The following is a 12,981-nucleotide window of genomic DNA, read 5'->3' as shown; positions in this document are numbered from 1 at the left end:
CTGCTCACTAGCACTAGCACTCTTCACTTGGACAGCCCGGGCTAACGGCCGGCGTCCAGCCTCAACTCCGGCGCCGCCGCCACGCTCGTCGCCTCCAGCGGCAGGTGCAGGATGAAGGCCGCGCCCTTGCCCGGCTCGCTTTCCACCTCGGCCCAGCCGCCGTGCAGCTCGACCAGCGCCTTGACCAGGGCCAGCCCGACGCCCGGCCCGCCCCGCTCGCGCTTGACGAAACGGTCGAAGACATGGGCCTGCAGGTGGTAGGGAATGCCCCGTCCGGTGTCCTCGACGCGGATGCGCACCTCGGCCGGCGCCGCCTCGGCGGTCAGGGTCACGGCCCCGCCCTCCGACACGGCCCGGGCGGCGTTGTCGAGCAGATATTCCAGCGCCTGACCGACCCGCTGGGCGTCGGCCCGGATCGGCTTCAGCGTCGTCGGGCAGGTCACCGTCAGCGTCGCGCCCCGACCCTCGATGCGCTCGCGCACCTTGGCCGCCGCCTCGTCCAGCACGTCGCAGACCCGTACGTCGCCGAGCGTCAGCTCCATCTCGCCGGCGTCGATCTGGGCCATGTCCAGCACGTCGTCGATCGAGCCGGCCAGCTGGCTGGCCGCGACGCGGATGGCCCCCGCGTGCTGGCGGCTGCGCTCGGGCAGGTCGGCCTGGGTCTCCAGCAGTTCCGAATAGCCGACGATGGTGGTCAGCGGCGTGCGCAGCTCATAGCTGACGCTGCCGACGAACTCGCGCTTCAGGGCCGTCGATTCCTCCAGCGCCTGCGCCTTTGCGGCCAGCGCCTGTTCCAGGCCGCGCCGGGCCGTGACGTCGGAAAAGGCCACCAGGGTCGCGCCGTCGGGCAGGGGCCGGGTCTGCCAGGAGGCGATGCGACCGTCGGCGGTGCGGCCCTCGCCCGAGATCGGCACCCGGCTTTCCGGGTCGGGATCGGCCACCCTCGCCTTCAGCCCCAGCCACAGGGCCGGATCGGGCATGGTCTGGTGGCACAGGGCGGCCACGGCGTCGAAATCGCTCGCCGCGTCCAGCGCGTCCGGCGCCACGCCCCAGAAGGTGTCGAACGCCTCGTTGTGCAGGCGGATGCGGCCGTCCGATCCGAACACGGCGACGGCGTCGTTCAGCTTGTCCAGCGTCGCTTTCTGCACCTGAATCTGGGCGTTGAACCGGCTGCGCAGCTGCAGCTCGTCGGTGATGTCCGAGAACAGCAGCAGCACGCCGCCCAGCGGGTGCGGCTGGCGCACCACCCGCAGGGTGCGGCCGTCGGGCAGGGACCAGCTGTCGTCCGGCGCGGCTTCGGAGGCGCCGTAGAACTCCAGCTCATTGGCCTTCCAGCCGGCGTAGTCGATGACCTCGGGCAGCAGCCGGCGCTGGCGCAGCCGGTCCAGCAGTTCGGCGTGCGTCGGCCGTTCGTCCAGCCAGGCCGGATCGATGTTGAACAGCTGCTGGAAGGCGGTGTTGTGGAAGGCCAGACGCTTCGACGGGCCGAAGATGGCCACCGCGTCGGCGAGGTGGTTCAGCGTCTCGTCATGGGCCTCGACGTGGCGGCGCAGGGTGTCGCGCGTCTCCTCGGCCTCGGTCATGTCGAGGGCGAAGGCCAGCACCGCCCCGGCCCCGCCGGGCGCCGGTTCGGCCACGATCCGCCAGGCCCGCCGCCGTCCGCCGCCGGTGGTCCAGCGGAAACCTTCCTGGCGCTGGTGCAACCGTCCGGCCTCGGCCACGATGGCGTCCGCCCCCCGGTCGAAGGTCAGGCCCTTGTCGCGCGCCGCATCGACGCTGTCGGCCTTCATCTCGGCCAGCCAGGCCTTGTTGGCCCAGGCCAGCCGCCCGGCCGCGTCGGTGATCCAGGTCGGGGCCGGATAGGCGTCGGCCAGCAGTCCCAGCCCGCTCTCGGCCGCCGTGCCGACCAGCCCCAGCCGCGAAAGCCGCAGCCAGGCCGCCCCGGCCGAGGACCGGCCCTCGACCGCCCACGCTCCGCCGGCGCCGTCCAGCACCGCGTCGAACGGCTCGCCCTGGTCGATCAGGGCGTCGAGCCGCGGCCCCGCCGCCGCACGCACGGCGTCCAGCACCACCAGCGCCGGATCGGCCCCGTCCTCGTCCGCGCCGGCCAGTTCCCGGGTGATGGCGTTCCACGCCGCCGCCGACCCCAGCCGCCGGGTCTGTCCGTCCGGGGTCAGGGCCAGCCGCGCGTCCTCGAACGCCGCCAGCGCCCCGTCGCGGTCGGCCAGGGCGACGCGGGCCGCCGCCAGCTCCCTCTCGGCCGCCTGCGCCTTTTCGGCCAGCCGCCCACGCAGCCGCGCAGCCCAGGCGCTGAGCGCCAGCGCCAGCCCCGCGGCGCCCGCGGTCGCGACATAGGCGATGTCGGCCTCGGCCATTTGGTCTGGTCAGCTCCCCGGCGTGATTCGGTAACCATAACGCATGAAGGGCTAGGGACTAGGGACTAGGGAGGAAGGTGAACAGTGCTAGTGCTAGTGAGCGAGGGGGCCGCCACGGCGCCGGCCCGGCTCACCCCTCGCTCACTAGCACTGTCACTCAAACGCCCGATGCCTTCCTGGACTGACCAACCCGCCCCTTCCCTCGACGACTTCGCCCGGCTGGCGCGCGAGGCGTTCGACGCCCTGCCCGAGCCGTTCCGTTCGCTGGCCGGCGACGTGGTCATCCGCATCGACGACTTCGCCGACGACGAGACCCTGGCGATGATGGAGATGGAGGACCCGTTCGAGCTGACCGGCCTCTATCACGGCGTCGACATCGGCCTGCGTGACGGCATGGGCCCGGCGCCGGAGGCCAGCCGCATCTTCCTCTATCGCCGCCCCATCCTCGACGAATGGTGCGAACGCGGCGACGTCGGCCTCGCCGAGATCATCGCCCACGTCCTGATCCACGAAATCGGCCACCACTTCGGCCTCGACGACGACCAGATCCACCACATCGAGGACGCGGCGGATTAGGCGAGCCGTCTCATCCCCGTCGCGCGGCGATGGGGAGGGGGACCACCCGCAGGGTGGTGGAGGGGTGCAGCCGGTGCGCCATCCTTCACCCCTCCACCGCTTCGCGGTCCCCCTCCCCATTCGCAAGCGGCGAACGGGGAGGAGACAGGCGATTGCTGCGCTGCAAATCCGCCGCCAGTCTCCACATTCCGGCTGGCCAACCCACTGTTTTCGCGAGACCTGCTTGCGGCGCCAGCGTCATGAACACGCCCCATCGGACCGGGGCCCTATACTGATCGCGTTGGCTTCGCCGGGTCTTTGACAATCGAACCGCAGCCCGCGCCCCGTCCGCACGCTGTGCACGCTTCGGACGCTTTGCACTCTTCGGACGCTTCGGACGGTGTTTTCCGGTTTTTATCCGGGTAAAATTCCGCCGGCGCGAAGGCGCGCCGCCCGCCTTAAAACCAGCCCGATCTGTGGTATAAGGCGCGCCTCCCGCCACCCAAGGATGTCCCTTGAGCCTCACGCTCGACCTTTCGCGCACGTCCACGCCCGCCCCGGCGGCGCCCGTCAACCTGTCCGGTCTGACGCGCGCCGAACTGCGTCAGGCGCTGATCGACGCAGACATCTGTCCGCCCGAGAAGGCGAAGATGCGGGCCTCGCAGGTGTGGGGCTGGATCCACCACTACGGCGTCACCGACTTCTCGCTGATGACCAACATCGGCAAGGACGTGCAGGCGAAGCTGGCCGGGGCCTTCACCCTCGCCCGGCCCGAGATCGTCGAGCGCCAGGTGTCGAAGGACGGCACCCGCAAATGGCTGATCCGCACCGCCCCGGGCATCGAGATCGAGACCGTCTACATCCCCGACGTCGGCCGCGCCGGCGCCCTGTGCGTCTCGTCCCAGGTCGGCTGCACCCTGAACTGCACCTTCTGTCACACCGGCACCCAGAAGCTGGTCCGCAACCTGACCGCCGCCGAGATCGTGGCCCAGGTCCAGGTCGCCCGCGACGACCTCGGCGAATGGCCGTCGCCCAAGGAAGACCGCCGCCTGTCCAACATCGTCTTCATGGGCATGGGCGAGCCGCTCTACAATCTCGACCACGTCGCCAACGCCATCGACATCATCAGCGACAACGAGGGCATCGCCCTGTCGCGCCGCCGGATCACCGTTTCGACCTCCGGCGTGGTGCCGCAGCTGGACGCGCTGGGAACCCGCACCCAGGCCATGCTGGCCATCAGCCTGCACGCCACCAACGACGCCCTGCGCGACGTGCTGGTGCCGCTGAACAAGAAGTACAACCTCGAACAGCTGATGGCCGCCATCCGCGCCTATCCGGGCCTGTCCAACGCCCGTCGCGTGACCTTCGAATACGTCATGCTGAAGGGCGTCAACGACAGCCCCGAAGAGGCCCGCGCCCTGCTCAAACTGATCGAGGGCATTCCGGCCAAGGTGAACCTGATCCCGTTCAATCCCTGGCCCGGCACGGACTACGAGTGCTCGGACTGGAAGACGATCGAGCGGTTCGCGGCCATCCTCAACAAGGCCGGCTACGCCTCGCCGATCCGCACCCCGCGCGGCCGCGACATCCTCGCGGCCTGCGGCCAGCTCAAGTCCGAGAGCGAGAAGGTCCGGGCCAGCGTGCGCCGCGCTGAACAGGCCGTCGCCGCCGGAACCGTCGAGGCGGCCTGATCCGCGACACAGACGGACACTAATCTTGACCACCTGTGGCGCCGCCGCGCTTGCGGAATGGGGCGGCATTGGGGCAAGCCTCGGGGGTCTCAGCCGCCGGACCGTCATGGACTCTCCGTCTCTCAGCCAGGTTCTTGAAAGCCCCGAGGTCCAGGCCTTCGCCTCGGGCTTCCCGACCACCGTGGCCCATCTCGGCGTCACCCTCGGCCTGCTCGTCGCCGGCGCGATCATCTACGCCCTGCTAACGCCGTGGAAGGAAATCACCCTCATCCGCGAGGGCAACGCCGCCGCCGCCGTGGCCTTCGCCGGCGTGCTGGTCGGGCTCGCCGTGCCGCTGGCCGTCAGCCTCAGCGTCTCGAGCTCGGTGCGCGACATCGTCATCTGGGGTGTGGCCACGGTCGTGCTCCAGCTGCTCGCCTTCCGCCTCGTCGACCTGCTGCTGACCGGCCTGCCCCAGCGCATCCGCGAGGGCGAGGTTTCCGCCGCCGTACTGCTGGTCGGCGCCAAGCTGTCGACGGCCCTGATCCTCGCCGCCGCCCTGACCGGCTGAGGCCATGGCCCGTCCGCCCGACTGGGTGATCTACACCCTCGTCCTCGCCGCCCTGATCGGCCTTTCCCTCGGCCAGCGCGAGAACGCCGACGCGCCGCCGGCTCCTCCGCCGCCCGACGAGATGGAAGGCGCCCTGCTGGGGCCGATCACGCCATTCGATCCCGCCGTCACCGTCAACGCCCCCGACATCCCGTTCCAGCCCGCCTCGGGCACGGCCTTCTCGATCGCCGGGGAGGGCCTCTGGGTCACCGCGCGGCACGTGGTCGACGGGTGTCGCCGTCCCGCCATCATGGTCGGCGGCGGTCGGGCCGTGGCCGCCGACGTGCGTCTCGCGCCGCGCGCGGACATCGCGGTGTTGCAGACCGCCGGTGGATCGGAGGCGATTCCTCTCGTCACCGGCCAGTCCCTGCGCAAGGGCCAGCGCGCCTTCCATCCCGGTTATCCGCAGGGCCGCGCCGGCGAGGTCACCTCGCGGCTGCTGGGTCGGGAGACCTTGCGCGTGCGCGGCCGCGGGCAGCGTGAGGAGCCGGTGCTCGCCTGGGCGGAGGTGGGCCGCACCGATCGGCTGGGCGGGACGCTCGCCGGTCTGTCAGGCGCGCCCGTGCTGGATCGCCAGGGCCGCGCCGTCGGCGTGACCATCGCCGAAAGTCCGCGCCGCGGCCGCATCTACACCACGGCGCCCGACACCTTCGGCGAGGCCGTGCGGGGCCTGCAGAAGGCCGACGAGCCCCTGACCGGCCGCACCGTCACGGTCGACAACTACGGCCTCGTCGCCGACGACCTGCGCCGCGACCTGCGCGTCGCGCAGGTGGTCTGCCTGTCGGCCTAGCGCAGGGTCGCCGAGTCCAGGTTCAGCTCGCTGAGCGGGATGATCTCGACGTTCGGATATTTCGCCCGCAGCGCCTCGATGAACTGGGCCGCGTCGCCGACGACCACCAGGCTGGCTTCGGAGCCCGGCAGATGGCGCGCGAAGGCGGCCTGGATCTGCTCCGGCGTGACCTCCCGGACATGGCTCGCATAGGCCGCCAGTTCGCTCATCGGCAGGTCATAGAGAGCCAGGTTGGCGACGAAGCCGCCGAGGCCGTCCACGGTCTCCAGCGAACGGCCGAAGCCGCCCAGCATGACGGCCCGGCGCGGTCCCAGCTCGGCTTCGCTGATCGCCTCCGTCCCCATGCGGCCGATCTCCGACAGGATCAGCTCGGCTACGGCGGGCACCGCGTCGTTGCGGGTCTGGGCCGAGGCGGTGAACACGCCCTCGTCGGCGCGGACTCCAAGGCTGGAGCCGGCCCCGTAGCTGAGGCCGCGCTTGATCCGCACCTCCTGGTTCAGGCGCGAGGAATAGCCGCCGCCCAGCACGGTGTTGCCGAGCGACAGGGGGAAGTAGTCGGCGTCGGTGCGCGACACGCCGCGCACGGCCACGACCACCGCCGCCTGACCGGCGCCCGGCTGGTCGATGACCACGACGCGCGGCGCCAGCTGGGGTCCGGCCGGCCGGTCATCGCCAGCGGCCGCGCGGGCTGCGGCCACGGCCGGGGTGGCGGTCCAGTCGCCGAACGCCTCCTCGGCCAGGGCGCGGGCCGCTTCGGGCGTGATCGCGCCCGAGAAGGTCAGGATCGCCTCGGCGGGGTTGAAATGGGCGGCGTGGAACCCGACCACGTCGTCGCGGGTGATCGTCGGAACCGAATTGACCGTGCCGGAACCCGGCGCGCCATAGGGCGCCGCGCCGTAGATGACGCGGCCGACCGACTGGGAGGCCACCGGACCGGGCTGGCTGAGCTGGACGCGCAGGCCATCCAGGATCTGGTCCTGCTGGCGCGACAGCTCCTCGGCCGCGAAGGTCGGGTTGCGCACCACATCGGCCATCAGGGCGAGCGTCTTGGGGAAGACGTTGGCGGGCGCGTTGGCGAAGACACTGGTGAAGTCGACGCCGGCGCCGGCGCCGACCGTGGCGCCCAGGCCTTCGATTTCGGCGGCGATCTGGGGCGCGGTGCGGCTGGTGGTGCCTTGGGTCAGGAGACCGGCGGTCATGGTGGCCACGCCGGGCTTCGGACCGTCGTTGCGGGTCCCTGCGTCGAAGCTGAGGCGCGCCGAGACCAGCGGCACGCCTTCGGTCGGGGCGACCAGCACGCGCATGCCGTTGGCGAGGCGGAAGTCGGCGACCGCGGGGGTGGCGAGATCGCCCTCGGGGCCGGCGGCCGGGATCGCGGCGCGCTGACCTTCCGGCAGCAAGACGGTCGGCGGCCCCGCAGGGGCGAGGTCGGCGATGTGCACCGGCGCGTCCACGTCCTTGTTCTGCTCGGTCGGCGGGTGGGCCTCGTCGGCGGGCAGGTAGCGCATGGTGATCATGCGCTGCTCGGTCAGGTAGCGGCGGGCCACCCGCTGGATGTCGGCGGACGTGACGGCCTGGATGGCGGCGACCTCGCGGTCGGCCTCGGCGGGGTCGCCGTCCCACATCAGGGCGAAGCCCAGGGCGTTGGCGCGGTCGTCCACGCCCTCGCGGTTGCGCAGAATGTTGGCGATCAGCTCGTTCTTGGCCTCGGCCAGTTCGCTGTCTGAGACGGGCTCGTCGCGGAAGCGGGCGACCTCGGCGCGCAGGGCCGCCAGGCCGGTGTCGACGGTCTCGCCCTCGGCCATGATGGCGTAGGCGGTCAGATGGCCGGCCTGCTGCGCGAAGTCGGGGCTGGAGCTGGCCTGGGCGGCGATCTGCTTGTCATAGACCAGCGAGCGGTACAGCCGGCTGCTCTCGCCGGTGGACAGGATGCCGTCCAGAACGGTCAGGGCGGCGCGGTCCGCGTCGCCGTAGGGCGTGGTGCGCCAGGCCAGCAGCGCGACCGGCAGGGGCACATTGGCGCCGTAGAAGGTGGCCTCGCGCGGCCCGGCCGGCTCCGCCTCAACCACATTGTTGGCCGGCAGGGCCGTGGTGGGATTGGTCAGGCCGCCGAAATACTGGTCGATCCAGCTATCCAGCCGGGCCTGGTCGAAATTACCCGCCACGATCAGCACGGCGTTGTCGGGCCGGTAGTAGGTGGCGTGGAAGCGCCGCACGTCCTCGATCGTCGCGGCGTTCAGCTCCTCGATCGAGCCGATGCCCGGACGGCGGTACGGGTGGTTCTCATAGACCGTCTGCGGCACGAACAGGCCGAAGAAGCGGCTGTAGGGGTTGGCCTGGTAGCTCTGGCGGTATTCCTCCTTCACCACGTCGCGCTCGGAGGCGAAGACATCGGCGTCGACGACCAGCGAGCCCATGCGGTCCGCCTCGGCGAAGATCAGCCGCTCCAGGTGATTGGCGGGCACCACTTCATAGTAGTTGGTGAAGTCGTCCCAGGTGGAGGCGTTGTTGAACCCGCCGACGTCCTCGGTCAGGCGATCGAAGGTCTCGGTCGGCAGGTTCTTGGTCGATTTGAACATCAGGTGTTCGAACAGGTGGGCGAACCCGGAGCGCCCGGCGGGATCGTCCTTGGAGCCGACGCGGTACCAGACCTGGACCGTCACGTTCGAGGTCGAGGCGTCGCGGGAGGTGTAGACCTGAAGTCCATTCGGCAGCACTCGATGGGCGAACCCCAGCGGCGGCACCTCGACGCCCTGCGGCGCAGCCGCCGCGGCCCCGACCGGAGGCGTCACAGTCGCGGTGTCGACGGTGGCGGCGCAGGCGGCGAGGCCCAGCATCAGGGCGGAGATCGAGGCGGCGGCGAACAGGCGGGACTTCATGGGACACGGCTCCGGACGCCCGGCCAACGCGGGCGCGCGAACCCTATCAGGGCCGGAATCCGGCGCACCTTACGGAGTCGTAATGAAGCGGCGGGCTCAGTCCAGCCGCAAGGCGTCGGCGAGCAGCCGGGCCTCGGCGGCGCGACTGGAGCCGGCCCGCCACGCCACCACGATCTCGCGCCGCGGAGCCTTGGCCGTGATCGGCCGCACCACCACCCCGGGCAGATCCGCCAGCCCCGCCCGCACCGCCATCTCGGGCAGGAAGCTGACCCCCAGCCCGGCCGAAACCATCTGCACCAGCGTATGCAGGCTGGTGGCGGCGAAGACGTCCTCGCCCTTTGGCGGATCGATGTGAAAGGCGGCCAGGGCCTGGTCACGCAGACAGTGGCCGTCCTCCAGCAGGATCAGGTCATCGGCCTTCAGCGACCCGGCCGGGATCGGTCCAGCGCCGGCAAGGGCGTGACCCGCCGGGGCGGCGGCGAGAATCTCGTCATCGCCGATGCGGGCGTGATCGATGCCGGGGGCCGAATAGGGCAGGGCGATCACCGCGGCGTCGAGCTGGCCGGCCTTCAGTCCCGCCACCAGCCGGGGCGTCAGGTCCTCGCGAATGAACAGCCGCAGCGCGGGATAGGCGTCCTTCAGGCCCGGCAGTTTGGCCGGGAGCAGGAACGGAGCCACGGTCGGGATGATCCCGAGCCGGAAGCGGCCGGACAGCGGTTTGCCGGCGTTCTGCGCCGCCTCCACGAGATCCTCGGTGCGGGCCAGCACGTCTTCCGCGCGCCGCACCGCCTCGGCGCCGACGGCGGTCAGCTGCACATTGCCGCGCGTGCGTTCCACCACCGGCGCGCCGAGGATACGCTCCAGCTCCTGGACTCCCGCCGACAGGGCCGGCTGGCTGACATGCGCGGCCTCGGCCGCGCGGCTGAACGAGGCGTGCTCGGCGAGCAGTTTCAGATACTGGAGCTGGCGCAGGGTCGGGAGCATTCGCCCTAGATAGGCTCCCGCTATCCGACCGCCAAAGACAATCGACTGACCTTTGCGCGCGACCGCATCAGACCGAGCCGAACCAACGCATCCTGCAGGCCATCATCGCCGTCTCGCCGAGGCGATCCACCAGACGCCAGTTGACCACCGCGCCGATGGGGGCGCCGACGACCGGGATCAGCTGCGCCATCTTGGCCAGGTCGATATAGTCCCGGTACTCCTGCTGGAAGCGCCGCCAGTCGTAGTCGGCGGTGGTCGCCTCGCGGCCCGCCCCGGCGATCCAGTCCTCCAGCGCCGCCAGCGCTTCCGGCCGCCGCTTCGGGCTGGCGAAGGCGAGATGGAAGATGTGCAGCAGGAACAGCCGCTCCGCGGGCGCGCCGCCGCCCCAGCCGTAAACCGAGACGATGTCGGCCAGCATCCGCACCTTGATCGCCATCAGGGCCGGGAACTCGGCGGCGGCCAGCACAAAGCCGCCGGCGCCGGCGACACCCCCCTCGACGCCCGCCGTCGTGCGGTAGGCGCGGATCATCGCCCGCGCCTTCACCTCGCGCGCGGCCAGCGAACCCCCCGCCGGCGGACGCGCTTTCAGCACCTCCGAGCCGGTGAGAATGCCCCGGGTCATCGCCTCGACTCCCGAGGTGACAATGGCGTGCACCCGCTCGGGGATCATCCTGTTGATCCGGTCCTGCGTGGCGCGGGAGGCCTTGTCGAGCAGGCCGGGCCGCTTCAGCACCCGCGCCCGCCACGCCTCAAGTTCGGCGCGGATCGCGGCCTCGTCCGTGATCATGACGAGGTTGGCCGGGACTTCGTCGGCGGGGATCAACTCGGGGACCGTTTCGGGCGGGCGGGCCATGCTCTCTCCGTGACGCGGCGTCACGGTTGCAGGCCTGCGCCGCCGGGTCTAGACCCCGCCCGACAGCGGTCCTGCGACCGCACCACCTTCCTCCCGGAGACAGACAGTATGGCTCGCGCGAAGATCGCCCTTATCGGCGCCGGCATGATCGGCGGCACCCTGGCCCACGTGGCGGCGCGCGAGGCGCTGGGCGACATCGTCCTGTTCGACATCGCCGAGGGCACGCCGCAGGGCAAGGCGCTGGACATCGCCGAGGCCTCCGCCGTCTTCGGCCAGGACGTCGCGCTGAAGGGCGCCAACGACTATGCCGATATCGCGGGCGCAGACGTCTGCATCGTCACCGCCGGCGTGCCGCGCAAGCCGGGCATGAGCCGCGACGACCTGATCGGCATCAACCTCAAGGTCATGAAGGCCGTCGGCGAGGGCATCAAGCAGCACGCCCCGAACGCCTTCGTCATCTGCATCACCAACCCGCTCGACGCCATGGTCTGGGCGCTGCAGAAATTCTCGGGCCTGCCCAAGGAGAAGGTCGTCGGCATGGCCGGCGTGCTCGACTCGGCGCGGTTCGCTTACTTCCTCGCCGAGAAGACCGGGGTGTCGATCCAGGACATCAACGCCTGGACGCTGGGCGGCCACGGCGACGACATGGTGCCGATGGTGCGCCACTCGACCGTCGGCGGTCTGCCTCTGCCCGACGCGGTGAAGGCCGGCTTCCTGTCGCAGGCCGAGCTGGACGCCATCGTCGACCGCACCCGCAAGGGCGGCGGCGAGATCGTCGCCCTGCTCAAGACCGGCTCGGCCTTCTACGCCCCGGCCGAGAGCGCCATCGCCATGGCCCGCTCCTATCTGCTGGACCAGAAGCGCGTCCTGCCCTGCGCCGTCTGGCTGTCGGGCGAGTACGGCCTGTCGGACCTTTACGTCGGCGTCCCCGCCCTGATCGGCGCCGGCGGCGTCGAGAAGGTCATCGAGTTCACCACCAACGACGACGAAAAGGCCATGTTCAAGAAGTCGGTCGAGTCGGTGCAGGGCCTGATTCAGGCGTGCAAGGACATCGACGGCTCGCTGGCCTGACGACCCCTTCGGCGACGGCGCGCGAGCCGCCGTCGCCGCCCACGGGGCGCGCGGTTCCGGAACCCCGGGACAGCGCCGGTTTCGCTCGCAATTCTCCCGGAAAATCCTATATGTTGACGGCTCCGGCGCGGACGAGATTCGCGGTCCGGGAACAGCTGATTCCGGACGGCCCGATCGCCGTCCTTTCCGGCCCGAACCGGGCGATGATCCGACCGAATATATGACCGACCAGAACCCGACCGCGCGCAACGAAGACACCGCCGAAGAAGCCGCCTACGGCGCCGATTCCATCAAGGTCCTCAAGGGCCTCGACGCGGTGCGCAAACGGCCCGGCATGTACATCGGCGACACCGACGACGGCTCGGGCCTGCACCACATGGTCTATGAGGTGGTCGACAACGCCATCGACGAGGCCCTGGCCGGCCATGCCGACCTGGTCCAGGTCATCCTCAACGCCGACGGCTCGGTGACCGTGACCGACAACGGCCGCGGCATCCCCACCGACATTCACGAGGGCGAGGGCGTCTCGGCGGCCGAGGTCATCATGACCCAGCTGCACGCCGGCGGTAAGTTCGACCAGAACTCCTACAAGGTGTCGGGCGGCCTGCACGGCGTCGGCGTGTCGGTGGTCAATGCGCTCTCCGAGACGCTCGATCTGCGCATCTGGCGCGGCGGCAAGGAGCACTGGATGCGCTTCCGCCACGGCGAGCCGGAATCGCCGCTGAAGATCGTCGGCGATGCCGGCGGCAAGACCGGCACGCAGGTCCGGTTCGTCGCCTCCAAGCAGACCTTCACCAGGACCGAGTACGATTTCGCCACCCTGGAACACAGGCTTCGCGAGCTCGCGTTCCTGAATTCGGGCGTGCGCATCGTGCTGTCGGACGAACGGGCGGCCGAACCTAAGGTCTCAGAGCTGTTCTACGAGGGCGGCGTCGAGGCCTTCGCCAAGTATCTCGACCGCAATAAGGCCGTGCTGCACAACCCTCCGGTTTCGATCCGGGGCGAGAAGGAAGGCATCGCTGTCGAGGTCGCGATGCAGTGGAACGACAGCTATCACGAGACGATGCTGTGCTTCACCAACAACATCCCGCAGCGCGACGGCGGCACCCATCTGGCGGGCTTCCGCGGCGCCCTGACCCGCACCCTGAACAAGTACGCCGACGAAAGCGGTCTCTCCAAGAAGGAGAAGGTGAA

The 12,981-nt window shown here is 70.5% G+C and carries 10 protein-coding genes; 6 read left to right on the top strand and 4 right to left on the bottom strand.

The features are described 5' to 3' along the window. Nucleotides 1–41: 41 nt before the first annotated feature. Nucleotides 42–2,375, bottom strand: coding sequence for a sensor histidine kinase (locus VEA98_RS07935; RefSeq protein ID WP_324812690.1), 2,334 nt, complete (start codon nt 2,373–2,375; stop codon nt 42–44). 168 nt (nt 2,376–2,543) lie between these two features. On the opposite strand from VEA98_RS07935, the gene VEA98_RS07930 reads away from it, so the two are divergent. The 4 genes from VEA98_RS07930 to VEA98_RS07915 all read left to right on the top strand — a co-directional run bounded on the left by VEA98_RS07930 (nt 2,544) and on the right by VEA98_RS07915 (nt 6,000). Continuing rightward, nucleotides 2,544–2,951 (top strand): metallopeptidase family protein, encoded by a 408-nt coding sequence (locus VEA98_RS07930; protein WP_324812688.1) that lies wholly within the window; start codon nt 2,544–2,546, stop codon nt 2,949–2,951. Between the two features lie 494 nt (nt 2,952–3,445). Further along, nucleotides 3,446–4,621: a 23S rRNA (adenine(2503)-C(2))-methyltransferase RlmN gene (rlmN, locus tag VEA98_RS07925; RefSeq protein WP_324812686.1), complete on the top strand. Its 1,176-nt coding sequence runs from the start codon at nt 3,446–3,448 to the stop codon at nt 4,619–4,621. A 106-nt stretch (nt 4,622–4,727) separates the two neighbouring features. Then, nucleotides 4,728–5,171: a DUF350 domain-containing protein gene (locus VEA98_RS07920; RefSeq protein WP_324812684.1), complete on the top strand. Its 444-nt coding sequence runs from the start codon at nt 4,728–4,730 to the stop codon at nt 5,169–5,171. Nucleotides 5,172–5,175: 4 nt separating this feature from the next. Continuing rightward, entirely contained in the window at nt 5,176–6,000 is an 825-nt protein-coding gene (locus tag VEA98_RS07915) for a serine protease (protein WP_324812682.1), read from the top strand. Here the strand turns inward: VEA98_RS07915 and VEA98_RS07910 are convergent. The 3 genes from VEA98_RS07910 to VEA98_RS07900 form a co-directional block, all read right to left on the bottom strand. Next, nucleotides 5,997–8,879, bottom strand: a complete 2,883-nt coding sequence (locus VEA98_RS07910; RefSeq protein ID WP_324812679.1) for a pitrilysin family protein — start codon at nt 8,877–8,879, stop codon at nt 5,997–5,999. The genes VEA98_RS07915 and VEA98_RS07910 overlap by 4 nt on opposite strands. A 96-nt stretch (nt 8,880–8,975) precedes the next feature. Beyond that, nucleotides 8,976–9,863, bottom strand: coding sequence for a hydrogen peroxide-inducible genes activator (locus VEA98_RS07905; protein ID WP_324812677.1), 888 nt, complete (start codon nt 9,861–9,863; stop codon nt 8,976–8,978). Between the two features lie 67 nt (nt 9,864–9,930). Then, entirely contained in the window at nt 9,931–10,716 is a 786-nt protein-coding gene (locus VEA98_RS07900) for an EcsC family protein (protein WP_324812674.1), read from the bottom strand. Nucleotides 10,717–10,824: 108 nt separating this feature from the next. Here VEA98_RS07900 and mdh point away from each other — a divergent pair, with 108 nt between their 5' ends. Beyond that, nucleotides 10,825–11,787, top strand: coding sequence for a malate dehydrogenase (gene mdh, locus VEA98_RS07895; protein ID WP_324812671.1), 963 nt, complete (start codon nt 10,825–10,827; stop codon nt 11,785–11,787). A 220-nt stretch (nt 11,788–12,007) separates the two neighbouring features. Then, nucleotides 12,008–12,981: ATP-binding protein (locus VEA98_RS07890; RefSeq protein WP_324812669.1), on the top strand; the 974-nt coding region annotated here is incomplete at its 3' end.

The organism is Brevundimonas sp. (assembly GCF_035627055.1).
Lineage (GTDB): Bacteria > Pseudomonadota > Alphaproteobacteria > Caulobacterales > Caulobacteraceae > Brevundimonas.
Note: the sequence above shows the minus strand (reverse complement) of the source record. Positions and strands in the feature narration are given on the sequence as shown.